The organism is Acinetobacter sp. ANC5681 (assembly GCF_023488045.1).
GTDB lineage: Bacteria > Pseudomonadota > Gammaproteobacteria > Pseudomonadales > Moraxellaceae > Acinetobacter.
Genome location: NZ_JAMFKZ010000008.1, coordinates 55502 through 80305, shown reverse-complemented (window position 1 = coordinate 80305; position 24804 = coordinate 55502). Strand labels below are relative to the sequence as shown.

The window sequence follows — 24804 nt, the reverse complement described above, 5'->3', positions numbered from 1 at the left end:
ATGATCAGGTGATAATAATGAAATGGGAAGAAATTGGCGATCAGCCATGTTCAGTTGCGAGAACGCTTTCTGTACTCGGTGATCGTTGGACAATGCTAATTTTACGTAACGCTTTCATGGGAATACGTCGTTTTGATGACTTTCAACGTAGTTTGGGACTGACCCGCCACGTACTTTCAGAGCGTCTTAAGCGTTTAGTCGAGCATGGTATTTTAACCAAAGTGCCTTATGTAGAACGTCAAGAACGTTTTGAATATCAACTTACCGATAAAGGTTTGGACTTGTATCCGATTATTCTGGCTATGGTGCAATGGGCCGATAAATGGATGGACATGGGTTTGGGAAAACCGATTGAATTTACCCATAAAACCTGTGGTCATAAATTTAACTCAAAGGTTGTTTGTTCAGAATGTAATGAACCCATTGATGTTAAAGAGGTAAAGGTCGCTGCTGGCCCAGGTTATTTTGCGTTTATGCAACAAAAACAAAATAGCGCCTGATAGATCATTTTCAATGATCTATAAACAATTGGCAGGTTTAGGCACGCCAGCCAAACGGCTTAAATGTCGGGCAACCAACCCTGTATTAAATCTTTGTTGTAATTCAGCATTATTGATTTCAGGACTAACCGTCTTCATCAAAAATTTAATCAGTGGACGAGTTGCTGGGGAATGCCCAAATTGTTGATAGAATTGACGTACGGCGTGGAGAATTTCGAAATGCCAAGCGGTCAGTTCTAGATCAAGTGATTGAGCAAGTTGCTGGGCAACTTCAGTATTCCAAATTGTATAATCGACCAAATGACCGTCTTGATCTAACTCTAATTGCATGAAATAGCCTAATTAACTAAAAATAATTTATTTTAAAGAAATACAGCGTTTGAATTGCAGAACTAAATCAGCGAATTCAGCGTATTCTATAATTTTGACCTCAGATTTGATTTCATCTCCAAGTAAGTTTTGCTCATTACTTAAGCAGTAAAGATTTGGATAAAGATCTACGATCTTTTTAGTTAGCAGTAAAAGCCCATCCCCCATGACTACAATCGTATCATGCACATGTGCCATTTGAGCTAACTCAATCCAGATTTTATCTGTGTTGTAGTAAGGGGATTGAATCAAAAATAAAGTTGAATTTTCCATGTTTCTGAGCTCTACCAATACAAAATATGATCGAAGGATTGAATAAATTCAGGCTGAATCTCAACAAACTCGATTTCTTGATCACTATCTTGCGCAATCGCCAAGTGTTGATTTTTAGTTTCAACTAAAATCGGGGTTAGATCATAGAACTCAAAACTGTCCACCATATTGGCAGCAACTTTGAAAGCTTGTTTGAATTGATCGAACTCTAATTTATTGTTCAATAAGCTCAGTGCACCATCTTTTAATAAAACTTTGACAGAAATACCAAAGGTTGCTAAAACCATAGTTGCAGACACGCTTTCGTTGATCTGCAAACTAGTTAAATTGGATTGCGTTAGGATGACGAGTACAGATTTCACACAATTTACCTTTTAAAAGCAACACTCTATTAATGAACTTAAACTAAAATTGAATTAAACGAGAACAGCTTTGTACAGCATCAGCTAGCTCTCCAAGCCCAACTAGCTCAAAACCTTGCGCTAAGTTGTGTTGTTGAAGTGAATGACGTTGGGCATTGCTTGCATCAGTGATTCCTCTAGCAAGGGCAGCACTGACACAGACAGGGAGTCGAATGCCAAGCTTTTGCCATTCTTGTTTTAGATTGCGTTGATCATCAGGAAACCACTGTAAATCATTCGCAACCTGAACACCATCTTGGTAAAAGAAGACACGAAAATCTTCGGACTTATTTCCTAATGCTTGAGCTAAACCAAAAGCATGCCAAGCCATAATTGAAGTAGGTGCAGAAGTTATTAACAGTAGTGTACTCATTGAACATTCACTATGGTCACGTAAGCAAAATGATGGACAGATTAAAAAGAAGGTAAGTATACAATGATTTTGGTGACAGGTGGTTTAGGCTTTATCGGTTCACATATTGCTTTGAGTTTATTAGCACGTGGGCAAGAAGTTGTTATTGTTGATAATTTAGCCAATTCGACTTTACAAACCTTGGAGCGCTTAGAATACATCTCAGGAATGTATATTCCATTTGTTAAAGTAGATGTGAGAAATACACCTGCCTTAAATAAAGTATTTGAACAATATTCAATTCATACTGTTATCCATACAGCCAGTTTTAAATCGCTTGAAGAATCTGTTCTAAAGCCACTGGAATACTACAATGATAATGTCAGCAGCATTATGAGCTTATTGAGAGCAATGCAGCGGATGGGAGTTAGAGAATTAATCAATCTTTCTAGTTTGGCCGTATATGGACAATCTAATCCAAGTGTAGTTGAAGAGACTGAGTTTAATTATCGCTACCCAAATCCATACATTCGATCTCAGCAAATGGTTGAAGATATTATTGCAGATACTTATAAAGTCGATCATGAATGGAAAATTATCAATCTCAGGTTATCCAATATTGTTGGTGCTTTTGAACATGGAGTTTTAGGAGAATACGTAACTCAACTCCCTAAAAATATTGTGCCTTTAGCTTTACAAGTTGCAGCGATGCAGCGAGATTGTATCGAATTGCAGAATCAAGCACAGACAGAAGATGGAACGGTTGAAAGAAGCTTTTTACATGTTTTGGATGCTTGTGATGCAGTTTTGATCGCATTAAATTGGTTAAAAACACAAACCAGTTGTTTGGAAGCATTCAATATTGCACATCATCAACTCACATCTATACAAAATTTGATTGATGAAGTTGCGAGAGTCACTCAGACCGAAATTCAAGTGCAACCTGCTGTATATCAAAACCAAGAGTTAGCGCAATTGGGTGCAAATATTGATAAAGCAAAAAAAATATTAAATTGGGTTCCTAAACGTTCTCTATCACAAATGATTGAAGACGAATGGCGTTTTTATCTAAATACCTTAACAGGCAATTAAGATAATGATTCTTATTTACAATTTTAATGGCTTTGTTTAGGATAATTAAGACTTATCGAATATACATCAATATGAACTGAGTCTTCGCTAGCCAAAAGCATCAGTTTGCTTCAGCCCGTGAACATTTTAACCAAATAAAGCAGAGGTTGTTTATGCAAATGCGAATTGAACATGACACTATGGGTGAAGTTGAAGTTCCAAATGACGCCTTATGGGGTGCACAAACGCAACGAAGTTTACAGAACTTTAAAATCGGTCAAGAACGGTTACCGCGTGCCATGATTCGTGCCATGGGTTTGGTGAAAAAAGCAGCTGCAATCACCAATGCTGAGTTAAAACAACTACCTGAAGATTTAAGTCAATATATCGTTGATGCTGCTGAAGAAGTGATTGCGGGTCAATGGGACGCACAATTTCCGCTTGTCGTTTGGCAAACAGGTTCTGGTACGCAAAGTAATATGAATTGTAATGAAGTGATTGCAAACATTGCCAATCAGAAATTAGGACAAGTACTAGGTGCACAAAAACCAGTGCATCCAAATGATCATGTCAATCGTGCACAATCAACCAATGATTCTTTCCCAACTGCAATCCATGTGGCTGCAAGTATTCAAATCAATGAATTACTCATTCCTGCAGTGGAAAAGTTAAAAGCGACTTTAGAGCTTAAATCCAAAGAATTTGATGATATTGTCAAAATTGGTCGTACCCATTTGCAAGATGCGACTCCTTTAACCTTGGGACAAGAGTTCAGTGGTTATGTTTCGCAACTAGAGCATGGTCTAAAACGTTTGCAGCAAGCACTTGCAGGTCTTTATGAGTTGCCTTTAGGGGGAACGGCGGTAGGTACTGGCTTAAACGCACATCCAGATTATGCGGTGAAAGCTGCAGAGGAGTTAGCCGAGTTAACAGGTTTACCGTTCGTCACTGCACCGAATAAGTTCGAGGCTTTAGCAGGACGTGATGCGGCAGTATTTGCTTCTGGTGCATTAAAAACTTTGGCGGTGAGCTTAAATAAAATTGCCAATGACATTCGCTGGTTGGCAAGTGGCCCACGTTGTGGTTTTGGTGAAATCAGTATTCCTGAGAACGAACCTGGTTCAAGTATTATGCCAGGCAAGGTGAATCCGACCCAAAGTGAAGCCATGACCATGGTGGTGGCTCAAGTGTTGGGCAATGACACTACCATCAATGTGGCGGGTGCTTCTGGTAACTTTGAGTTGAATGTATTTATGCCTGTGATTGCTTATAACTTGTTGCAATCAATTCAGTTATTAGGCGATGCTTGTAATAGTTTTAATGATCATTGTGCGGTAGGTATTGAACCAAATCGTGAGAAAATTGATTATTTCTTGCATAACTCTTTAATGTTAGTCACAGCACTCAATCCAGTGATTGGCTACGAAAATTCTGCCAAAGTTGCCAAAACAGCTTATAAGGAAAACAAAACCTTAAAGCAAGTTGCGGTTGAACTCGGTTTAGTGACTGCTGAGCAATTTGATGAAGTGGTTAGACCTGAAAATATGGTTTCTCCGAATAGTAGGTAAATCGTATTGGTAGTTTAAAAAATCCTTCTTTAACCTAGGGGGATTTTTTTATGAGTAGTTTTTATAAATCGATCTGCGTACAATATGCTTTTGATTTACCTGATTGTTGCTTCATTATGCTCAATATTTATTTGACAGATACCAAAACCAATATCCAGTTTTCTGATCTTCCAAATGAAAATCCTGTTAAGTTTCTGTTGAATTTAAAGAAAATTTTTCCGAGCACTGCTGATTTATTGTTACCAGTATTACCAGAAGACAATAATTTGGAAAATGTCACATGGGAAGCAACGTCTAAAGATTTCGAAGTATTTAAGAAATTATTGGAAGGTTGGGGCATTATTGAATTGCGTTTAAGTGCTATTACCGCTTATAAAGATAAAAATTTTGCCAACGCGTTAGTCAAAAAAGCGCAGGTTAAACGTAAGCAGATTTCTCAGAAACACGCACAGCTTTCCTTGATTGCATTGGATTATGTGTTGATGCATGAGATTCATGCACTGATTGATGCTGAATTAGTGATGATTGGTGAAAAATTCTATTTACCAACATTACGAGAACTCTGGAAAGGGCAGTTTTCAGATCAAGTTTTGCAATGTAAATTTTAATTTTCAAAAGCAGACTTCGAGTCTGCTTTTTTATACTTCGATTTATTTTAAATTGCTTAAATCTTAATCTACAAACAATTACAAGAATTTAGTGTCTGTATTTTTAAACGGCATATATATTGCTTATATGGATATAAATATTATTGCGGGAGAGAAGTTCTTCAATGAACTCGCCGAAGGAGCAACGACCCCGGAAACTCTCAGGCAGAAGGACTGTAATAATAGAAATACAATCTGGAGAGCAGTGCTCAACTTGTAGAAACATGCGATAATTTTTCTTCTACGATTAACACTCACCGAAGGGGAAGGCTTCATGATTAATTGGTAATCATCTGCCAAAACTCTCAGGTACCATGACAGATGGGGCTAAGCATTATGAAATGTTATGCATTTCAAGGAGTTTGCTATGCCACATGTTGTTGTTATTGGTGCGGGGATTACGGGTGTAACGTCTGCTTATGAATTAATTAAATTGGGTTATGAAGTCACAGTGATTGATCGTCATTTATTTCCAGCCATGGAAACTTCATTTGCCAATGGTGGGCAGTTGTCTGCTTGTAACGCTGAGGTCTGGAATCAGAAGGCAACGGTGTTGAAAGGCATTAAATGGATGAGTAAGAAAGATGCACCTTTATTGCTCAATCCGTCTTTTAGTGTGCATAAGTATCGCTGGCTAGTCGAGTTTTTGACTCACATCAAGGACTATAAAGTAAATACAATTGAAACAGTTCGTTTGGCGTTGTTAGCAAGACAACGATTATTTGAAATTGCAGAAAAAGAGAATATTGCTTTTGATTTAGAAAAGCGTGGTATTTTGCATATGTACCACAGCAAAGAAGACTTTGATGTCGCAAAAAAAGTGAATGATGTTTTAGTGGAAGGTAAACTTGAACGTCATGCAATTACACCTGAAGAAATGAAGGCAATTGAGCCAAATTTAACTGGTGATTATTATGGTGGATATTACACAGCAGGCGATGCAACAGGTGATATTCATAAGTACTCTGTTGGTTTGGCGGAAAGAACGCAAGTGTATGGCGTGAAATATCGCTTTGGTTTGGATGTTGTTGATGTTAAATGTTTGCAAGATAAAGTGATTGTTAGCTGTAAAAAGAGTTCTGAGAATATGAACTCAAAAGCAGATGAGCAGACCATAATGGAAGCAGACTTAATCGTTGTGTGCGGTGGCGTTGGAAGTTACCAATTAGCCGATATGCTTGGTGATACTGTCAATGTCTATCCCGTAAAAGGATATTCAATTACAGTTCAGCTTAAAGATGAGCGAAGTGTAAAAAATGCGCCTTGGGTCAGCTTGCTAGATGAAAGTGCAAAGATTGTAACCTCAAGATTAGGCGTGGATCGTTTCCGTGTAGCTGGTACAGCGGAGTTTAATGGTTACAATCGGGATATTCGAACAGATCGAATCCAACCTTTAATTAATTGGGTTAACCAAAATTTTGATATTTCAACTGAGCACGCTGTACCATGGGCGGGCTTACGTCCGATGATGCCAAATATGTTGCCTGTGGTGAAACAGGGGAAACATGCGCGAGTATTTTACAATACTGGGCATGGGCATTTAGGCTGGACTTTATCTGCCGCAACAGCGGTATTGATTAGCGAGGAAATTGCACAAAAATTCCCAAGCTAAATATAAAAAGCCGATGTGAAAACATCGGCTTATATCACTTTTACTAATTAATCATACAAACGATAAATTCCTGTAAAACGTTCACAATCTTTTTGCCCACTTTTTATAATTAATAAGGCTTTTTGAAAGTCAAATTGGTACTGGCATTTTTTTTCATTATCAATAATGAGATTCTTTTGTTCGGGGGGCGTGTAGGCAAGTAAAGATAAAGTTTGAGTCTCCACACGATTATTGGGATTACGATAAGCAATTCCTTCGATTTTTAACTTATCTTTATCCAGTTGATGAATCTGAATGTGAACAGGTTGTTTGGCTAAATCACCATGTTCAAATTTTAAATAGTGTTGTGTAAGCGTCTGATTCATTGAAGTATAAAAGTTTAAATCATCTAAACGAACATCAAATTGTTGCTGATAACAATTTTTAGATTTGCATTGTTGGATTTGATTAAGCCAAAGTTTTTGTGTGTCATGTAGTAGTTGAATTGGAGCATCAGTCACAAGATAAGCGGTTAAAAACTTATTATTCAGCTTAGTTCGTTGGTCTTGATATTGCTTAGAACAAATTTTTTTTTGCTCAGCATTCTGTGTTGTACAATTAATTGATGCGGCAAATACAAATGATGAGCAAAAACAACTCAATGTGATGATATAACCAGATTTCTTTAATTGATTTATTAAGGTGTTCAGCAGCATAATCACTTATATGTTCAGCCTAATTTGCTCACTGTACTATAGCGAAATAGAAAGCCTGAATACAAGATTTGTTCAGTATATTGTAAAAGGAAAATCATATGGTTGCTCAAATTCGTATTGGACAAGGAATTGATGTACATGCTTTTGAAGAAGGCAATTTCGTTACTTTAGCTGGGATTAAAATTCCGCATACGCATGGTTTAAAAGCCCATTCTGATGGTGACGTGGTGCTGCATGCGCTGTGTGATGCATTGTTGGGTGCATTGGCTTTAGGCGATATTGGACAACATTTTCCTGACACTGACCCAGAATATAAGGGTGCAGATAGTCGTGTATTGCTTAAGCATGTGTATCAGTTGATTCTGGATCGTGGTTATCATCTCAACAATGCTGACATTACCGTGGCCTGCGAACGGCCAAAACTTGCCAAACATAATTTAGAAATGCGCCAAAGTATTGCTGATGTACTTGAAGTCGATATCACTCAAATTAGTATCAAAGCAACGACAACGGAACAACTAGGATTTACAGGTCGCCAAGAAGGTATTTTAGCAACAGCAACTGTCTTAATTTCACATCAAGCAAAATGATCAGCATTGATCAATGACTGCTGTAATTCCTGTGTTGCTTTACGACCTTGCAGTTGTAAAGTAATACTATGAATTAAACCTGTCCAAGTCTCATTCGGTTCCCAAATTTCGTGAAGTAATGCTTGAGCTGTTGGCATATCCATATCCATATAAAATTGACGATATAAATACATCAAACTACTTACACGCATGTTTTTGGCACAATGCAGCCAAACAATTTCATTTTGAACGAGATGAGCAATTAAATCTAAAACGAATAAGCATTGTTCTGCACAAGGAAGATCCCAATCAATAGGAATATGAATGTAGTTTAAGCCTAAATCCAAGCAGATTTGGTCTTGTTTAGCTAAATGATTTTCTGATTTGCTCGTCGCAAGATTGATTACTGTACTACAGCCATATTCTTTAATTTGCTGTAATTGTTCAGCGCTTGGCTGAGCAGAACTAAATAAATGCTCGTGCACCAAAGAAAAACTAGGAATTTCAGAAAGTGCTTGTTCGAGTGAAGTCATAATGTTCGCTTTGTAGTTATCAAAGTTTCAACCAAGAGGAGAAACTTCTTCTAATAAAAGATTTTTCTACTATAAGTGTTTTTATTTAAGTGTTCAATTTAGATCGCAAAAATAAAAACAGCATCATGATGATGCTGTTTTCTTTAGCTATTTAGTCTTTCTTCAAATTCTCATTTAATAAGAATTCCATTAATGCTTTTTGAGCATGTAAGCGATTCTCTGCTTCATCCCAAACAACAGCATTTTTATGATCCAGCATGTGCTCAGAAATTTCTTCGCCACGGTGTGCGGGTAAGCAATGCATAAATAAACAATCTGGATGAGCCAGATCCATTAATTTTTCATTCACTTGGAAATCAGCAAATGCTTTTTCACGAAGCTTTTGTTCTTCTTCTTGCCCCATGCTTGCCCATACATCAGTTACGATCAAGTCAGCATTAACCGCAGCATCCTCAGCTTTATTGAACACTTCTACACAATCGGCAAATTCAGTCAAAAACTCAGGTTTTGGTTCATAACCTTCAGGTGCAGCAATTTTGAGTTTAAAACCCATCATATGTGCTGCTTCAATGTATGAATTACACATATTATTGCCATCGCCAATCCAAGCAACGGTTTTACCTTTAATGCTTCCACGGTGTTCTTGAAAGGTTTGCAAGTCAGCAAGTAATTGACATGGATGGTGGTCATCCGTTAATCCATTAATGACAGGAACTTTCGAATAAGAAGCAAAACGTTCAACAATATCATGGCCAAAAGTACGAATCATCACGATATCAAGCATGCTTGAAATGACACGTGCTGAATCCTCAATTGGCTCACCACGACCTAATTGAGTATCTCGTGGAGAAAGGAAAATTGCATTACCACCAAATTGGCAAATACCGGCTTCAAAAGAAATACGTGTACGTGTACTCGATTTCTCAAAAATCATTCCTAAGACTTTACCTACAAATGGTTGAAAAACCGTATTTGCATGTTGCATGCGTTTCAATTCTTGAGCACGGTCTAAAATACGTTGCAACTCTAAAGTTGAAAGGTCTCGTAAAGTCAGGAAATGCCGAAGCGCCATAGTTACTCCCACAATAATTATTGAATAAAAACAATAATTAATTGTTATTTAATGGGTGGTGATAAAAAAGGAATTGACTACTATACTACACCCCAAAAAAAATGCAAAAGAATTAAGGGCCTGTTGCCATTTTATCTATGGTTGCGACAGAGGACGTTTTTTAGACGATACAAGGCATGTTTTGCGAAATTTAGTGATCTAAATGAGAGAAACATAACGCAGTAGCGGCAAAAAATGTCCCTGTCCCAAAGGGTTGTGGCTAAAAATCCCTCATACCTCGTTATGAAACTTGGCAAGGGAATAGCCATTGCCTGCATTTCATGCCTTGTCTGATGAATTTTTAGCCTACAACGCAACTCATTTATAAAGTGGCAACAGGCTCTAGATTTTGATGAGCTTTTAAGAATAAATCAACGGAATAATTAATATAATCAGTTATTTCAGCGTCATTTGCTGAAACTTCTAAACCCATTAAAAGTCGCCATTCCACATCACGTAAAATTCCGAAATACATCATGGCAGAGAAATGAGGGGTAGAGCAGTATATTTCATTGAGGTCGTGTGCCTGACCTAAAGCAAATGCAATCGTATTCTGTATATTTAAAGCACATTGGTCATAAAAATATTGCGCTAATAGTATATCTTTTTGAGTTTGTTCTGTGAACATGCGCATAAAGGCAATATTTTCAGGTTGAATAATATGTTGATAAAAGCGTTGTAATGTTTGTACAAGGTATGTTCTTAAATTATTTTGTTCTGAAGTGTATGGAAAACAAACACCTTTAAAAAACACTTCACGACGATAATCACAAATCGCAGTAAAGAGACCTTCTTTGTTGCCAAAATATTTATAAATAGAAGCTTTTGAGCCACCTGCATGATTGACAATATCATCCAAGGAAACCGCATCATAACCTTTTTCAAGAAATAAATCGGTTGCACATAGTAATAATGCAAGGCGACGTTCTTGACCACGACGAGTTTGAGGTTGTTCGCAACTTGGGTAACAAATATCAGTCATTATATTCAATGAGTGTTGAGGCAATATTTTATTATAGCAAAAACCATATGTTTTGTATGGCTATGACATTAGATCATGTATCTAAACATCTCAATGTAAAAAAGCGAGTAATGTGATCATTACTCGCTTTGATGGACTGTTTATGATTTATGCTGAACGCACTTCATCGTCTTCATCATCGTCTGGTGAATCCATGCCAAGCTCTTTAAGTTTACGAGTCAGCGTGTTACGGCCCCAACCTAAAAGCTCTGCTGCATGGCGTTTGCGACCACGTGTTTGTTGTAGGGCTGCATTAATCAAAGTGCGCTCAAACATTGGTGTTGCGATATCTAAAATTTTCATTTCACCATTTTTTAACTTTTGAATCGCCCATTGAGCTAGTAGCTCATCCCAATGATGTACAGCAATTCTTTCAACTAAAGCTGGGCTTGTAACTGATGCATCATTCGTCGACTTCTGTATAGCAACTTGTTTTAGCTCAGCAGGTAGATCTTCTGGATAGACTTCACGTCCAGTAATCATGACTGTTAACCAACGACAAGTATTTTCTAATTGACGAACGTTACCTGGCCAAGGGAGTTGCTGCATATAGTCAGTTGTTTCTGTACGTAAGATTTTAGGACTAACACCTAATTCTTTACCTGCACGCGCCAAGAAATGTTGCGCAAGCATAGGAATATCTTCACTACGATGAGCAAGTTTCGGAATATGAATGCGAATCACATTAAGGCGATGGTACAAGTCCTCACGGAAACGACCTTCATTCACTAACTTCTCTAAGTCTTGGTGGGTTGCGGCTACAATTCGGACATCAACTTTTACTGGAATATGTCCACCAACACGGTAGAACTCACCATCTGCAAGCACACGGAGTAAGCGTGTTTGTGTTTCAAAAGGCATATCACCAATTTCATCAAGAAATAATGTACCGCCGTTGGCTTGCTCAAAGCGACCTTGATGCTGAGTATTTGCACCTGTAAATGCACCTTTTTCATGCCCAAATAACTCAGTTTCGATTAAGTCTTTTGGAATGGCAGCCATATTGAGTGCAATAAATGGTTTCGCACGACGCGGCGAATGCTTGTGTAATGCATGTGCGACAAGTTCTTTACCTGTACCTGATTCACCATTTATAAGAACCGTGATATGGGATTGAGATAGACGTCCAATGGCACGAAATACCTCCTGCATTGCAGGTGATTCACCAATAATTTCGGTTGATTGTAAAGGTGTCGTTGCTTTGGTTGCTTCTTGTTGTTGCAATTTATTGATATGTAAAATAGCACGATTCACTAATGCTAAAGCTTCATCGATATCAAATGGTTTTGGTAAATACTCAAATGCACCAGTTTGGTAACTTGAGACGGCAGATTCTAAATCAGAATGTGCAGTCATGATAATGACAGGTAGATCTGGATGTGTGTTTTTAACTTTAGATAAGAAAGTTAAACCATCAATTCCTGGCATCCTGATATCAGTTAGAATGACATCAGGAGCTTCATCGTGTAAACGTTCAAGCGCTGTTTGTGCTTCTTCAAAATTGGTAACGTCAAAACCTTCTTCTTTGAATGTTTTTTCTAGTACCCAACGCATGGCACGATCGTCATCAATTACCCAAATTTTATTTCGTGACACGGTCTGACTCCCAAGGTAGATATAAGCTAAATATGGTTTTTCCAGGAATGGATTGACATTCAATCATTCCGTTATGTTGATGCATAATATTTTGCGCGATACTTAGGCCTAAACCTGTACCTTTTGCTCGCCCAGTGACTAAAGGGTAAAATACTGATTCTAAAATACTTTCTGGTACACCTGGTCCATTGTCCTCAATATCTACTCTTACCGTTGAACGGTTTAAAACACCATTGATGGTGACGAGGCGTTGGATACGAGTGCGAAGGGTAAGCTCTGGTTCAGAATCGACAAAAAAATCTTTATTTTCAGTCATCGCTTGCACAGCATTTACACTGATATTCAGCATGACTTGAATAAGTTGATCTCGGTCGGCCATAACATCTGGCAGAGATAAGTCATAATCACGAGTGATCTTAATTTTTTTCTTGGTCTGGTTCGCGATTAATGATCTAACTCTTTCTAATGGCTCATGGACATTAACATGTTCATAACTTGGTAATTGGCGCGAACCTAACATGGTATCAGCAAGATTGGTTAATCGATCAACTTCATTAATAATGATATCTGTAAATTCTCGATAACTATCATCACTTAAGCTTCGTGCAAGTAATTGTGTTGCTCCACGAATGCCTGCCAATGGATTCTTAATTTCATGAGCAACACCACGAACAAGTTGACGAGCAACTTGATGTTGCTGCACTAAATTTTCCTCTTTCGAAATTTTAAGCATTCGATCGATAGGGTTGAGTTCGATTAATAATAATGGGTGATAGCTTTTACCTGAATTTAATTGGGAAACGGTATAGTCAACATGAATCGGTTTGAAGTTGACATTAATTACCGCTTCACGTCGGGTGTAATGCTGACCACTGTTTAAAGTATTAAGCAAGGCTTCGTAAGTATTAAATGAATCGTCATGTGCATGAAGTAGATTGAGCACAGGCTGACCTGATGCGCGAAGTAAACTAACATCGAATAATGCTTCACAAGCCGAATTTAAATAAAAAATATTAAGTTTACTATCGACCAATAAGATGGCAGTCGTCAGATTATCTACTAAAAGTCGATAGTCGATAGTGGTGTGTTGATCCATTTGTGAATCGTCCTGTTTTAAAATGGCGCAATAAATATCAATATAGATGAATAGCCATTAACTTCTGAAATGTATTTAATGCAAAATGCAAGCCAACTTTGTATTAGCTAATTTTCAATAACTTAATTCATAAATAATGAGTTTATGCTGTATTTTTCACATAGATTGAGTTATTTCAATATTTTATCATGCTTTAAAATGGTGCGTTGTTAGGGTTTGTTTAAAATTTTGGTTGTATTTTGGTGCATTACACAAAGAGATGGCTTTGTAGCTATGCGGCAGCAAAGAAAAGTCATACAATACGCCGATTCAAGTGGAGCGCAGATTCATGAAGACCCCCAAAGTCGGTTTTGTATCTTTAGGTTGTCCTAAGGCATTGGTAGATTCTGAACGAATTTTAACTCAGTTAAAGACTGAAGGTTATCAAGTTGCATCAGATTACGACGGTGCAGATTTGGTTGTTGTTAACACCTGTGGTTTTATTGAATCTGCAGTACAAGAGTCTTTAGACGCGATTGGCGAAGCCATGAGCGAAAACGGTCGAGTTATCGTAACAGGTTGTTTAGGTAAAGACGAAGACAAAATTCGCCAAATGCACCCAAATGTACTTAAAGTAACAGGTGCAGCAGCATATCAGGATGTAATGGAAGCAGTACATGAGTATGTACCTGCACCGCCAAAACACAATCCTTTTATTGATTTAGTCCCTGAACAAGGTGTGCGTTTGACACCTAAACACTACGCTTATTTAAAAATATCAGAAGGGTGTAATCACCGTTGTACATTCTGCATTATTCCAAGTATGCGAGGTGATCTAGTATCTCGTCCAGTAGGCAGTGTATTAGATGAAGCAGCAGCATTAAAGCGCGCTGGTGTCAAAGAAGTTCTCGTGATTTCTCAAGATACTTCAGCTTATGGTGTGGACACAAAATACAAATTAGATTTTTGGAATGGTCAGCCTGTTAAAACCAAGTTTTACGACATGTGCGAAGCGTTAGGGCAACTTGGTATTTGGGTACGCCTACATTATGTCTACCCATATCCACATGTTGATGCAGTAATCGATCTAATGGCTCAAGGGAAAATCCTGCCATATTTAGATATTCCTTTTCAGCATGCCAGTCCGCGCATCTTAAAATTGATGAAGCGACCAGCTCATAGTGAAAATACGTTAGAGCGTTTGAAGTTGTGGCGTGAAAAATGCCCTGAATTGGTGATTCGTTCTACCTTCGTGGTTGGTTTCCCTGGCGAAACAGAAGAAGACTTCCAAATATTACTTGATTGGTTAAAAGAAGCCCAGTTGGATCGCGTAGGTTGCTTTACTTATTCACCTGTAGAGGGTGCAACGGCAAATGATCTTCCTGATCACGTACCTGAAGAAATTAAGCAAGAACGTTATGAACGTTTTATGGAAGTCCAACAGGAAATTTCTGCTGCAAAACTACAAAAGCGTATCGGTCAAAAGATGACTGTGCTTGTAGACAGCTTGGAAGATGAATTTCCAGTAGCGGTGGCGCGTTCTTACGCGGATGCACCTGAAATTGACGGTAATGTTTTTGTAGAAGATATTGATAAAAGTGTGATTAAAGCAGGTGATCTGCTTGAAGTCGAAATTACTGATGCGGATGAATATGATTTATTTGCAAAGTTAATTCAGATTAAGTCTGCTTAATATTAAATGCGATAAAAGAATTTATGAGATTGGTCGGTTTGGAGTAAAAGTATGTCAGCTTCTAAAAATCCACGTTATGCACGTATTTTGCTAAAGCTTTCTGGTGAAGCTTTAGCGGGTAATAAAGATATGGGTATTGATGCCCAAGTCCTTGATCAAATGTCGCTTTCGATTGCTCACTTGGTTGGTTTGGGAGTACAAGTCGGAATTGTAGTTGGTGGCGGTAACTTATATCGCGGGAGTCAGTTACAAAAAGACGGTTTGGTTGGGCGTGTAACTGGTGACCAAATGGGGATGCTGGCTACAGTTATGAATGGTTTGGCAATGCGTGATGCATTAGTGCGTCGCAACATTAAAACACGTTTAATGTCTGCTCTTCCGATCGGAACAGTTGTTGAATCTTATTCAAGTCGTGATGCGATTCGTCATTTAAGCCAAGGTGAAGTTTGTGTGTTTGTAGCAGGAACGGGAAATCCGTTCTTTACAACTGATACAGCGGCTTGTTTGCGTGGTATCGAGATTGAGGCAAACCTTATTTTGAAAGCGACGAAAGTTGACGGTGTCTATAACAAAGATCCAAGCAAATATGACGATGCTGTGAAGTACGATAACTTAACTTTTGATCAAGTACTTGATGAAAAACTTGGTGTAATGGACTTAACTGCGATTTGCTTGTGTCGTGACCATAATGTTCCATTGCAAGTTTTTGATATGAACAAATCTGGTGCATTGCTTTCTGTAGTAATGGGCGAAAAAGAGGGTACTCACGTTACGAACTAATGTACGTGAGACCGAAAGCTCTTTATACTAATGTTTAAATATTTTGTAATACCTAATGAATAAGTAAGGAAGATCATATGATTAACGATCTCAAAAAAGATAGCGAACAGCGCATGCAGAAAACACTTGATTCTTTAGAACAAGGTTTTGCTAAAGTTCGTACTGGACGTGCTCACCCATCAATTTTAAATGGTGTGATGGTTCCTTACTATGGTTCTGACGTTCCTTTGAATCAAGTTGCTAACGTAGGTGTTGAAGATTCTCGTACGCTTATTGTTCAGCCATTTGAACGTACAATGGTTTCTGCAATTGATAAAGCAATTCGTGAAAGTGATTTGGGTTTAAACCCAATTACAGCTGATTCAATTCGTGTGCCTTTACCTGCGTTGACTGAAGAAACTCGTCGTGACATGCAAAAAGTTGCTCGTAATGAAGCTGAAAATGCAAAAGTTGCTATTCGAAACATTCGTCGTGATGTTTTAGGTGATATCAAAGCATTATTGAAGGAAAAAGAAATTTCTGAAGATGATGAACGCCGTGCTGGTGAAGATATTCAAAAGATCACAGATAAATATGTTGCAGAAGTAGATAAACGTCTAGCTGCAAAAGAAGCAGAATTAATAAAGGTCTAATTTTTATGACCTTACAAGAAGAACCGTTTCTTCCAAAACATGTTGCCATCATTATGGATGGCAACAATCGTTTTGCAAAAAAAAATAAATTGCAAAAAGGTGATGGGCATCGTGAAGGTAAGAATGTCCTTGATCCGATCGTTGAACATTGTAAAAGAGTGGGTGTTCAAGCTTTAACTGTTTTTGCATTTTCAAGTGAAAATTGGAATAGACCTCAGTTCGAAGTTGATTTGCTAATGAAATTGTTAGAAGACACAATTCATGAACAACTACCTCGAATGGAAAAATTCAATATAGCATTACGTTTCATTGGTGATCGTTCTAAATTATCAAATGAATTAAAAGATTTAATGTTATATGCAGAACAAAAAACGGCATCTTTCAATTCTATGACTCTAACGATTGCAATCAGTTATGGCGGAATGTGGGATATGGCGCATGCAGCCAAGTGTATCGCTCAAGATGTTGTAGATGGAAAAGTTCAAGTAGATCAGATAAATGTTGATTTATTCGATAAATATGTCAGTCTAAATGACTTACCTGCCGTAGATTTATTAATACGTACAGGTGGAGATTATCGTTTATCTAACTTCTTACTTTGGCAAGCGGCATATGCAGAATTGTATTTTACAGATACATTATGGCCTGAGTTTACAGTAAAAGAATTAGACCACGCTTTTGATGTATTTTCAGGGCGAGAAAGACGTTTTGGTAAAACATCTGAACAGATTCAACAAGCGAAAATAGAGAATTAATAATGTTAGAGCGGATTATAACCGCATTGGTATTAGTTGCTGTTGTTTTAAGTTGCATGTTTGCAACGCAATCACATTATCCAATGTTTATTCTTATGATCTTAGCTGCGGGGGTAGCTGGATATGAGTGGTTTAAACTTATGCCTCATGGTGAAGCAGTGGTTTCAAAGCCTAAAGCTTGGATTTATGGTGGATGCGTAGCAGCAGTTTCAACTCTTGCGTTGTTTTTTGATGATGTTGCTTTATTACTGTGGGCTGCATCTATTTTAACTTGGCTAGGTAGTATTTACTGGGTCAAAAACTTCCCTGAATCTGATAACTGGTACAATGTATCTTTGTATGCCATAGGTTTTATCCTAATTTCTGCTGCGGTCACTGCATTATATTCAGTTTGGCATAGTTCGCCATGGTGGTTAATGTATTTGTTCCTTCTTGTTTGGGGCGCGGATAGTGGTGCATATTTTGTCGGTCGTAAGTTTGGTAAGAAAAAACTTGCTCCAACAGTTAGCCCAAATAAATCAGTTGAAGGGTTATATGGTGGTGTTGCGACGACAGTAATTATTATGTTGGTTGTACAATATTCATATTTAAATTTAACTGCTATTCAACTTATTCTATTTTTAGTTCTATCAATCATCACAGTCTTTGCATCTGTTCTAGGTGACTTGTTTGAGTCAATGATTAAACGCCGTGCTGGAATCAAAGATTCTGGTCGCGTTTTGCCTGGACATGGTGGTGTACTTGACCGAATTGATTCTTTGCTTGCGGCAGCACCAATTTTTGCTGCAGGTATGTATATTTTGAAACTCATTGGTGTAGATCTTTAAATGACGCAAGCTGTATGTATATTGGGTGTCACTGGTTCAATTGGTCAAAGTACATTAAAAGTATTGGAGCAGCATCCAGACCAATACAATGTGTTTGCAGTCTCTGCATATAGTCGTTTAGATGAACTTTTAAAAATATGTAAGCAACATCGTCCAAAAGTTGTTGTTGTTCCTAATGAAAAAGCACTTGAGTTAAAACAACTTTTTAATCAAGAAAATTTAATAAATATAGAGATACTCACTGATCAATCTGGCTTGATTACAATCGCTGAACATAACGATGTTGATATTGTCATGGCAGCAATTGTGGGTGCTGCTGGTTTATTACCAACACTTGCCGCAGTCAAAGCGGGAAAACGAGTGTTACTTGCAAACAAGGAAGCCTTAGTGATGTCAGGTGACATCATGATGCAGGCAGCACGTGATCATAATGCTTTATTACTTCCTGTCGATTCAGAGCATAATGCGATCTTTCAGTCATTACCACACAATTATTTACAGATTGAGAGAACAGGTGAGCCACAACTTGGAGTGTCTCAGGTTTTATTAACAGCTTCTGGTGGTCCATTTCTTAATCATTCTTTAGAACAATTACATGATGTAACGCCTCAACAGGCTTGTAAGCATCCAAATTGGTCGATGGGGCAAAAAATTTCGGTAGATTCAGCGACTTTAATGAATAAAGGTTTGGAATTGATCGAAGCGTGTCATTTGTTTTCAATATCAGAACATTTTGTTACAGTTGTTGTTCATCCACAGAGTATTATTCATTCCATGGTGCAATATGTGGATGGATCAACTTTGGCACAAATGGGTAACCCAGACATGTGTACGCCAATTGCGCACGCATTGGCATGGCCGCAACGATTAAAGACGGATGTTCCTGCTTTAAATCTGTTTGAAACAGCTCAATTAAATTTTCAGGCACCTGATAATATTAAGTTTCCAGCTTTAAATTTAGCTCGTCAAGCCATGCGTGAGGGTGGGTTGGCTCCTACAATTTTGAATGCTGCCAATGAAATCGCGGTCGCTGCATTTTTAAATCGGCAGATTCGATTCACTGAAATTACGCAAGTGGTCGAGCATACTTTACAAGCTGTACAAAATGCTAAAGCAGAAAGCATAGACATCATTTTGCAGACTGATATGATCGCAAGAGGTAATGCAGAGAAGTACATCGTGGGTATAGGGGGTTAAATCGTATGAGCGCACTATTTATGATTGTTGCGGCGATTTTATTATTAGGCCCACTGATCGCGATTCATGAGTTTGGTCATTATTGGGTCGCACGTAAATTAGGTGTTAAAGTTTTAGTCTATTCTATTGGCTTTGGACCCACTTTGCTTAAATGGCAATCGAAAAAATCAGGTATACAATACCAGCTTTCTGCATTGCCACTTGGTGGTTATGTCAAAATGTTGGATGAGCGTGAAGGTAATGTTGCTGAGCAAGATCTACATTATGCGTTTAATCGTCAGTCACCTTGGAAACGTATTGCAATTGTTGCTGCTGGACCGCTGATTAATCTTATTTTTGCTGTTTTATTGTTTTGGATTTTGTTTTTACCAGCTCAGGAACAATTAAATACACGTATTGGTAAGATTGTACCAAATACACCTGCTGCTCAAGTCAATTTACATGTTGGCGATAAAGTAGTCATGGTTGATGGTCAAACGACACCGACATGGGAAAAACTAAACTACGCTTTAGTTAATCGTGTTGGAGAGACAGGTCAGGTTTCAATTGTCGTTGAGCGTACTGGAACTGAAAAACAGTTTAGTTTGCCGATTAAAGATTTTCTAAAAGATCAGAGCCAATCGCCTTTGGATGAGTTAGGGTTTTTACCTTATCGTCCTGTGATTCCAGCGATCGTAAAAGAACTGAGTACTGATGGTGCTGCAATACGTCAAGGTATGAAAGTCGGAGACAAAATTGTTGCGATTAATAACGTTGCAATGAAAGATTGGTTTGATGTCGTTGATGTTGTAAAAAATTCACCTGAAAAACTCTTAAATATTGATGTGCTACGTCAAGGCAAACTGGTTCATTTACAAGTGATGCCTCAAGGCCAACGTGACAATATGGGTAATATGAGTGGTGTTCTCGGAGTGAAAAGTGATGCAGGTAAAATCACAATTCCGAATGACTATAAACAAACCATTCAGTATTCACCTGTAGAAGCTTTCGGGGTTGCTGTTGAAAAAACAACACAATTGTCAGGTATGATTTTTAGTTCGATTACTAAAATGGTACGTGGACTAATTGGATTGGATAACTTATCAGGTCCTATTACGATTGCTAAAGTTGCAGGACAGAGTGCTGAAATGGGGTGGCAAACCTTTATTTCTTTTATGGCATTGATGAGTGTTAGTTTAGGAATTTTAAATTTATTACCAATACCGATGCTTGATGGCGGTCATTTAGTTTATTACTTTATTGAAGCAATACGTGGTAAACCTGTTTCTGAACAAATACAGATGTTTGGTCTAAAAGTTGGTATGGTACTGCTCGGTAGCATGATGCTTTTGGCTTTATTTAACGACTTCATGCGTTTATAAAAAACGCAAACGGAATTTAACTTACTGGAAAATATATGGGCATGCGTCACACACATTTATTAATGCCTTTGGCACTGGTTAGTGCGATGGCAGTGGTACAACAAGCATACGCAGCAGATGAGTTTCTTGCACAAGATATACGAATTGATGGCCTCGTGCGTTTAACACCTGCAAGTATCTATTCTATGTTACCAATAAATAGTGGCGATAGAGTAAGTGATCCAATGATTGCTGAGGCGATACGTAGTTTATATGCTTCAGGTTTATTTGATGATATTAAAGCTTATAAAGAAAAAGACGTATTAGTGTTTAAAGTTGTAGAGCGTCCAATCATTTCAAAATTGGAATTCAAAGGCAATAAACTTATCCCTAAAGAAGCCTTAGAACAGGGCTTAAAAAAGATGGGTATTGCTGAAGGCGAAGTGTTCAAGAAATCTGCATTACAGATTATTGAGACTGAGCTTGAACAACAATATACTCAGCAAGGTCGTTATGATGCAGATGTAACAATTGATACTGTTGCTAGACCAAATAACCGTGTTGAGCTCAAGCTTAATTTTAATGAAGGTACTGCTGCAAAAGTATTTGATATTAATATCATTGGTAATACTGTATTTAGTGATAGTGATATTAAACAAGCTTTTGCAGTTAAAGAAAGCGGTTGGGCTTCTATTGTTACACGTAATGATCGCTATGCACGTGAGAAAATGGCAGCAAGCTTAGAAGCGTTACGAGCTCTATATCTGAATAAAGGTTATATCAACTTTAATATTATCAATTCACAACTCAATATTAGCGAAGATAAAAAGCATATCTTTATTGAGGTTTCAGTTGATGAAGGTAGTCAATTTAAGTTTGGTGAAACCAAATTCTTAGGCGATGCACTCTATAAACCTGAAGAATTAAAAGCACTAAAATTATATAAAGATGGTGAAACTTATTCACAAGAAAAAGTAAATGCCGTTAAGCAATTGCTACTTCGCAAATATGGTAATGCAGGTTATTACTATGCAGAAGTGAATGTTGTACCTGAAATTAATAATCAAACAGGGATTGTGAATCTAAATTATTATATTAACCCTGGTCAGCAAGTCACTGTTCGTCGTATTAACTTTACTGGAAATAGTAAAACAGCTGATGAAGTATTACGTCGTGAAATGCGCCAAATGGAAGGTGCTTTAGCAAGCAATGAAAAAATTGACTTGTCCAAAGTGCGTCTGGAACGTACAGGTTTCTTTAAAACTGTTGATGTAAAACCTGTTCGTGTACCTAATTCACCAGACCAAGTTGATTTAAATATTAATGTCGAAGAGCAACACTCTGGTACAACGACACTTGCGGTTGGTTATTCTCAAAATGGTGGTATTACTTTCCAAGCAGGTTTAAGCCAAACCAACTTTATGGGTACTGGAAACCGTGTTGCGATTGATTTATCTCGTTCTGAAACACAAGACTATTATAACTTAAGTGTGACGGACCCATATTTTACTATTGATGGCGTGAGTCGTGGTTATAACGTTTATTATCGAAAAACGAAGTTAAGTGAGAACTATAACGTTAATAACTATGTTACTGATAGTGTCGGTGGTAGTTTAAGTTTTGGATACCCAATTGATGAAAATCAGAGTATTAGTGCGTCTTTAGGTATCGATGAAACTAAAGTAAGAACAGGTCCAAGTGTATCTACATACATTCGTGATTATTTGTTGGCAAATGGTGGTAAAGCAACTGCACAGAACACTTATTGTCCTGAAGACCAATTAGATAAAGATTTAGATGGTAACTATACAGGTAAATGTAAACCAGGTGGTGAGATTACTTATAATAGTGCTTTCGAGGGTAGTTTCCTAACTTATACTTTGAATTTAGGTTGGTCTTATAACACCTTGAACAGACCACTTTTTCCGACGTCAGGTATGTCGCACCGTGTTGGTCTAGAAGTAGGCCTTCCAGGTAGTGATGTTGACTATCAAAAAATGACTTATGATGCTCAGGCATTCAAATCATTACCTATGGGTTTTGTGCTTAGAGGTTATGGTAAATTAGGTTATGGTAATGACCTACCATTCTATAAAAATTTCTATGCGGGTGGTTATGGATCAGTCCGTGGCTATGATAACAGTTCATTAGGTCCTAAATACCCAAGTGTAATTTTCCAAGCAACTGGTAAAAATGACCCGAGTCCAGAAGAAGTTGGGGGGAATGCTTTAGTTCAATTTGGAACAGAATTGGCACTACCTTTACCATTCAAAGGAGATTGGACACGTCAAGTTCGACCTGTACTTTTTGCCGAGGGTGCTCAGGTATTTGATACGCAATGTAATATACCAAAAGGTAATATATTAGTAGGTTCTAGTACGGTTGATATCAAACAATATTGTAATGATAACTACAAGTTCGATTTTGGCAATATGCGTTATAGCGTTGGCGCTGGTTTCACATGGATTACGATGATTGGTCCATTATCATTAAGTTATGCTTATCCACTTAATGATAAGAGTGGTGATAATACCAAATCTATTCAATTCGAAATTGGTCGTACTTTCTAAGTACGGCCCTTAAGCTCTTAAAATATAAAAGGACGAAATAATGAAAAAATTAACGATGTTGATGTTAGGCTTAGGTTTAACGGTTTCTGCTATGACGAATGCTGCTGGTATAGGTGTTGTTGATCTAGCTCGCGTAGTTGAAAGTAGCACGTATCTTAAACAACAAAATGCTGCTCTTGGCCAATCAGTTAAACCAACATCGACACGATTAGAACAATTAGGCAAAGAATTGGAAACTATGCAGCAAAAAGCGCAAACTGATGGTCCTAAGATGAATCAAGCAGATATTCAAAAAATGACTGCGCTGTATCAAGCTAAGTTAAATGAGTTCAATACAACTCAACAGGGTTTACAGACTAAAGTACAGTCTACATTACAGTCAATGAACACTGCATTTGAAGGAAAAGTGAAGCAAGTCGCTGAGCAATTAAGAAAAGAAAATAATTTAGATCTTATTTTGAATAAAAATTCAACAATTGCCTCTGACGCTCAGTATGATTTAACTGATAAAATGATCCAAAAGGTTAACGCACTGAAATAATCAATGAATAGACGTATTTATCGTTTAGAAGAAATAGCTCATCTTGTAAAAGGTGAGCTTTTTGGTGATAAAGATTTTAAAATTTCTAATTTGTCTAGTTTGGAACAGGCACAAAATCATCACATTTGTTTTGTAAATGGTGAAAAATATTTAGCACAAGCTGAAGCAAGCGAAGCAGGTGTTTATATTGTGACAACTGCATTAAAACAACAATTATCATCGAAGCAAAATTTTATCGTTGTAGAAAATCCTTATCTCGCTTTTGCAATTCTTACACATTTATTTGAGAAGAAAGTTTCTCAAAGAGGTATCGAAAGTACTGCTCAAATTCATCCTTCTGCGATTGTGGCTGATAATGCTTATATAGGACACTATGCTGTCATTGGTGAGCATTGTGTTATTGGACATAATACAATTATCCAAGCACATGCTTTTATTGATGATGATGTTGAAATTGGTAACGACTGTTTCATTGATGCGCATGTCACGATTACTGGCGGTGCAAAGTTAAAAGATCGGGTTCGTATTCATGCGAATACGGTGATTGGATCAGAAGGTTTTGGTTTTGCACCTTATCAAGGAAAATGGCACCGTATTGCTCAACTCGGTTCGGTAAGAATCGGTAATGATGTCCGTATTGGTTCAAATTGTAGTATTGATCGTGGCGCATTAGATGACACAATTTTAGCAGATGGCGTCATTATTGATAACCTTGTGCAAATTGCCCACAATGTTAAAATTGGAGAGAACACTGCGATTGCAGCAAATTGTGGAATCGCAGGAAGTGCGAAAATTGGCAAAAACTGTATTATGGGTGGGGCATCAGGCGTTGTTGGCCATCTTGAAATTACCGATAACGTCACTCTTACCGCAATGTCAATGGTCACAAAAAATATTTCTGAGCCTGGAACGTATTCTTCTGGAATGGGATTATTTGAAAATAGTCATTGGAAAAAGACAATTGTTCGCTTAAGACAATTAGCAGATGTGCCATTGACCCAAATCACTAAAAGGCTTGATCATATGCAAGCTCAATTAGAGTCCCTTGAATCAACCTTTAAGTTACGTAAATAATT

At 37.6% G+C, this 24804-nt stretch carries 26 protein-coding genes and 1 riboswitch; of the genes, 16 read left to right on the top strand and 10 right to left on the bottom strand.

The window, feature by feature from the left end:
* Positions 1-17 precede the first annotated feature (17 nt).
* Positions 18-500 carry a winged helix-turn-helix transcriptional regulator gene (locus tag M5121_RS07040; protein WP_249570741.1) on the top strand — a complete coding sequence of 161 codons (483 nt, stop codon included), beginning with the start codon at positions 18-20 and terminating at the stop codon, positions 498-500.
* 18 nt (positions 501-518) lie between these two features.
* On the opposite strand, the gene M5121_RS07035 is transcribed toward M5121_RS07040, so the two are convergent.
* Genes M5121_RS07035 through tusD form a run of 4 tightly spaced genes read right to left on the bottom strand, consistent with a single transcriptional unit; the run spans position 519 to position 1916 of the window.
* Complete coding sequence (locus M5121_RS07035; RefSeq protein WP_005216019.1) at positions 519-830, bottom strand: TusE/DsrC/DsvC family sulfur relay protein; 312 nt, start codon at positions 828-830, stop codon at positions 519-521.
* Positions 831-857: 27 nt separating this feature from the next.
* A complete protein-coding gene (locus tag M5121_RS07030) occupies positions 858-1142 on the bottom strand; it encodes a hypothetical protein (protein WP_005160343.1) in 285 nt (94 codons plus the stop codon).
* 11 nt (positions 1143-1153) lie between these two features.
* Positions 1154-1504 (bottom strand): hypothetical protein, encoded by a 351-nt coding sequence (locus M5121_RS07025; protein ID WP_249570740.1) that lies wholly within the window; start codon positions 1502-1504, stop codon positions 1154-1156.
* A gap of 43 nt (positions 1505-1547) precedes the next feature.
* Positions 1548-1916, bottom strand: a complete 369-nt coding sequence (tusD, locus tag M5121_RS07020; RefSeq protein WP_005160335.1) for a sulfurtransferase complex subunit TusD — start codon at positions 1914-1916, stop codon at positions 1548-1550.
* 63 nt (positions 1917-1979) lie between these two features.
* On the opposite strand from tusD, the gene galE reads away from it, so the two are divergent.
* The 4 genes from galE to M5121_RS07000 all read left to right on the top strand — a co-directional run bounded on the left by galE (position 1980) and on the right by M5121_RS07000 (position 6793).
* Positions 1980-2987, top strand: a complete 1008-nt coding sequence (gene galE / locus M5121_RS07015) for a UDP-glucose 4-epimerase GalE (RefSeq protein ID WP_249570739.1) — start codon at positions 1980-1982, stop codon at positions 2985-2987.
* A 152-nt stretch (positions 2988-3139) separates the two neighbouring features.
* On the top strand, positions 3140-4534 hold the full coding sequence (fumC, locus tag M5121_RS07010; RefSeq protein WP_249570738.1) for a class II fumarate hydratase: 1395 nt from the start codon (positions 3140-3142) through the stop codon (positions 4532-4534).
* Positions 4535-4650: 116 nt separating this feature from the next.
* Positions 4651-5142, top strand: coding sequence for a hypothetical protein (locus tag M5121_RS07005; RefSeq protein WP_034602831.1), 492 nt, complete (start codon positions 4651-4653; stop codon positions 5140-5142).
* 136 nt (positions 5143-5278) lie between these two features.
* A riboswitch (glycine riboswitch) is annotated at positions 5279-5368 on the top strand.
* A gap of 180 nt (positions 5369-5548) precedes the next feature.
* Entirely contained in the window at positions 5549-6793 is a 1245-nt protein-coding gene (locus M5121_RS07000; protein WP_249570737.1) for a D-amino acid dehydrogenase, read from the top strand.
* Positions 6794-6840: 47 nt separating this feature from the next.
* Here M5121_RS07000 and M5121_RS06995 read toward each other — a convergent pair whose 3' ends face one another.
* On the bottom strand, positions 6841-7488 hold the full coding sequence (locus tag M5121_RS06995; RefSeq protein ID WP_249570736.1) for an A1S_1983 family putative colistin resistance protein: 648 nt from the start codon (positions 7486-7488) through the stop codon (positions 6841-6843).
* A gap of 98 nt (positions 7489-7586) precedes the next feature.
* On the opposite strand from M5121_RS06995, the gene ispF reads away from it, so the two are divergent.
* The gene (gene ispF / locus M5121_RS06990) at positions 7587-8078 is read left to right on the top strand and encodes a 2-C-methyl-D-erythritol 2,4-cyclodiphosphate synthase (protein ID WP_087536143.1); all 492 of its coding nucleotides are present in this window, start codon (positions 7587-7589) and stop codon (positions 8076-8078) included.
* On the opposite strand, the gene M5121_RS06985 is transcribed toward ispF, so the two are convergent.
* The 5 genes from M5121_RS06985 to glnL all read right to left on the bottom strand — a co-directional run bounded on the left by M5121_RS06985 (position 8066) and on the right by glnL (position 13414).
* Entirely contained in the window at positions 8066-8590 is a 525-nt protein-coding gene (locus tag M5121_RS06985; RefSeq protein WP_249570735.1) for a protein tyrosine phosphatase family protein, read from the bottom strand. The genes ispF and M5121_RS06985 overlap by 13 nt on opposite strands.
* A gap of 151 nt (positions 8591-8741) precedes the next feature.
* Positions 8742-9662 (bottom strand): ornithine carbamoyltransferase, encoded by a 921-nt coding sequence (gene argF, locus M5121_RS06980; protein ID WP_004662017.1) that lies wholly within the window; start codon positions 9660-9662, stop codon positions 8742-8744.
* A 361-nt stretch (positions 9663-10023) separates the two neighbouring features.
* Positions 10024-10683, bottom strand: coding sequence for a TetR/AcrR family transcriptional regulator (locus tag M5121_RS06975; protein WP_249570734.1), 660 nt, complete (start codon positions 10681-10683; stop codon positions 10024-10026).
* Positions 10684-10830: 147 nt separating this feature from the next.
* Positions 10831-12318, bottom strand: coding sequence for a nitrogen regulation protein NR(I) (gene glnG / locus M5121_RS06970; protein WP_249570733.1), 1488 nt, complete (start codon positions 12316-12318; stop codon positions 10831-10833).
* Positions 12305-13414 (bottom strand): nitrogen regulation protein NR(II), encoded by a 1110-nt coding sequence (gene glnL, locus M5121_RS06965; RefSeq protein WP_249570732.1) that lies wholly within the window; start codon positions 13412-13414, stop codon positions 12305-12307. Before glnL ends, glnG begins: the two co-directional genes overlap by 14 nt.
* A gap of 328 nt (positions 13415-13742) precedes the next feature.
* Here glnL and rimO point away from each other — a divergent pair, with 328 nt between their 5' ends.
* The 10 genes from rimO (at position 13743) to lpxD (ending at position 24802) form a co-directional block, all read left to right on the top strand.
* Entirely contained in the window at positions 13743-15086 is a 1344-nt protein-coding gene (gene rimO / locus M5121_RS06960) for a 30S ribosomal protein S12 methylthiotransferase RimO (protein WP_004915625.1), read from the top strand.
* Between the two features lie 51 nt (positions 15087-15137).
* Entirely contained in the window at positions 15138-15866 is a 729-nt protein-coding gene (pyrH, locus tag M5121_RS06955; protein WP_004662027.1) for a UMP kinase, read from the top strand.
* Between the two features lie 77 nt (positions 15867-15943).
* Positions 15944-16498 carry a ribosome recycling factor gene (frr, locus tag M5121_RS06950; protein ID WP_249570731.1) on the top strand — a complete coding sequence of 185 codons (555 nt, stop codon included), beginning with the start codon at positions 15944-15946 and terminating at the stop codon, positions 16496-16498.
* A gap of 5 nt (positions 16499-16503) precedes the next feature.
* The gene (uppS, locus tag M5121_RS06945; RefSeq protein ID WP_249570730.1) at positions 16504-17253 is read left to right on the top strand and encodes a polyprenyl diphosphate synthase; all 750 of its coding nucleotides are present in this window, start codon (positions 16504-16506) and stop codon (positions 17251-17253) included.
* A gap of 2 nt (positions 17254-17255) precedes the next feature.
* On the top strand, positions 17256-18080 hold the full coding sequence (locus M5121_RS06940; RefSeq protein WP_249570729.1) for a phosphatidate cytidylyltransferase: 825 nt from the start codon (positions 17256-17258) through the stop codon (positions 18078-18080).
* The gene (gene ispC / locus M5121_RS06935; protein WP_249570728.1) at positions 18081-19277 is read left to right on the top strand and encodes a 1-deoxy-D-xylulose-5-phosphate reductoisomerase; all 1197 of its coding nucleotides are present in this window, start codon (positions 18081-18083) and stop codon (positions 19275-19277) included.
* A 5-nt stretch (positions 19278-19282) separates the two neighbouring features.
* Positions 19283-20638, top strand: coding sequence for an RIP metalloprotease RseP (gene rseP / locus M5121_RS06930; protein ID WP_249570727.1), 1356 nt, complete (start codon positions 19283-19285; stop codon positions 20636-20638).
* A gap of 35 nt (positions 20639-20673) precedes the next feature.
* Positions 20674-23187: an outer membrane protein assembly factor BamA gene (gene bamA, locus M5121_RS06925; RefSeq protein ID WP_249570726.1), complete on the top strand. Its 2514-nt coding sequence runs from the start codon at positions 20674-20676 to the stop codon at positions 23185-23187.
* 40 nt (positions 23188-23227) lie between these two features.
* Complete coding sequence (locus tag M5121_RS06920) at positions 23228-23728, top strand: OmpH family outer membrane protein (protein WP_005160299.1); 501 nt, start codon at positions 23228-23230, stop codon at positions 23726-23728.
* 3 nt (positions 23729-23731) lie between these two features.
* Complete coding sequence (gene lpxD, locus M5121_RS06915; RefSeq protein WP_249570725.1) at positions 23732-24802, top strand: UDP-3-O-(3-hydroxymyristoyl)glucosamine N-acyltransferase; 1071 nt, start codon at positions 23732-23734, stop codon at positions 24800-24802.
* Positions 24803-24804 lie beyond the last annotated feature (2 nt).

Excerpts from the sequence above, each read along its gene's own strand:
- M5121_RS07040 (WP_249570741.1), top strand. The coding sequence starts at position 18 with ATGAAATGGGAAGAAATTGGCGATCAGCCATGTTCAGTTGCGAGAACG.
- M5121_RS07035 (WP_005216019.1), bottom strand. The coding sequence starts at position 830 with ATGCAATTAGAGTTAGATCAAGACGGTCATTTGGTCGATTATACAATT.
- M5121_RS07030 (WP_005160343.1), bottom strand. The coding sequence starts at position 1,142 with ATGGAAAATTCAACTTTATTTTTGATTCAATCCCCTTACTACAACACA.
- tusD (WP_005160335.1), bottom strand. The coding sequence starts at position 1,916 with ATGAGTACACTACTGTTAATAACTTCTGCACCTACTTCAATTATGGCT.
- galE (WP_249570739.1), top strand. The coding sequence starts at position 1,980 with ATGATTTTGGTGACAGGTGGTTTAGGCTTTATCGGTTCACATATTGCT.
- fumC (WP_249570738.1), top strand. The coding sequence starts at position 3,140 with ATGCAAATGCGAATTGAACATGACACTATGGGTGAAGTTGAAGTTCCA.
- M5121_RS07005 (WP_034602831.1), top strand. The coding sequence starts at position 4,651 with ATGCTCAATATTTATTTGACAGATACCAAAACCAATATCCAGTTTTCT.
- M5121_RS07000 (WP_249570737.1), top strand. The coding sequence starts at position 5,549 with ATGCCACATGTTGTTGTTATTGGTGCGGGGATTACGGGTGTAACGTCT.
- M5121_RS06995 (WP_249570736.1), bottom strand. The coding sequence starts at position 7,488 with ATGCTGCTGAACACCTTAATAAATCAATTAAAGAAATCTGGTTATATC.
- ispF (WP_087536143.1), top strand. The coding sequence starts at position 7,587 with ATGGTTGCTCAAATTCGTATTGGACAAGGAATTGATGTACATGCTTTT.
- M5121_RS06985 (WP_249570735.1), bottom strand. The coding sequence starts at position 8,590 with ATGACTTCACTCGAACAAGCACTTTCTGAAATTCCTAGTTTTTCTTTG.
- argF (WP_004662017.1), bottom strand. The coding sequence starts at position 9,662 with ATGGCGCTTCGGCATTTCCTGACTTTACGAGACCTTTCAACTTTAGAG.
- M5121_RS06975 (WP_249570734.1), bottom strand. The coding sequence starts at position 10,683 with ATGACTGATATTTGTTACCCAAGTTGCGAACAACCTCAAACTCGTCGT.
- glnL (WP_249570732.1), bottom strand. The coding sequence starts at position 13,414 with ATGGATCAACACACCACTATCGACTATCGACTTTTAGTAGATAATCTG.
- rimO (WP_004915625.1), top strand. The coding sequence starts at position 13,743 with ATGAAGACCCCCAAAGTCGGTTTTGTATCTTTAGGTTGTCCTAAGGCA.
- pyrH (WP_004662027.1), top strand. The coding sequence starts at position 15,138 with ATGTCAGCTTCTAAAAATCCACGTTATGCACGTATTTTGCTAAAGCTT.
- frr (WP_249570731.1), top strand. The coding sequence starts at position 15,944 with ATGATTAACGATCTCAAAAAAGATAGCGAACAGCGCATGCAGAAAACA.
- uppS (WP_249570730.1), top strand. The coding sequence starts at position 16,504 with ATGACCTTACAAGAAGAACCGTTTCTTCCAAAACATGTTGCCATCATT.
- M5121_RS06940 (WP_249570729.1), top strand. The coding sequence starts at position 17,256 with ATGTTAGAGCGGATTATAACCGCATTGGTATTAGTTGCTGTTGTTTTA.
- ispC (WP_249570728.1), top strand. The coding sequence starts at position 18,081 with ATGACGCAAGCTGTATGTATATTGGGTGTCACTGGTTCAATTGGTCAA.
- rseP (WP_249570727.1), top strand. The coding sequence starts at position 19,283 with ATGAGCGCACTATTTATGATTGTTGCGGCGATTTTATTATTAGGCCCA.
- bamA (WP_249570726.1), top strand. The coding sequence starts at position 20,674 with ATGGGCATGCGTCACACACATTTATTAATGCCTTTGGCACTGGTTAGT.
- M5121_RS06920 (WP_005160299.1), top strand. The coding sequence starts at position 23,228 with ATGAAAAAATTAACGATGTTGATGTTAGGCTTAGGTTTAACGGTTTCT.
- lpxD (WP_249570725.1), top strand. The coding sequence starts at position 23,732 with ATGAATAGACGTATTTATCGTTTAGAAGAAATAGCTCATCTTGTAAAA.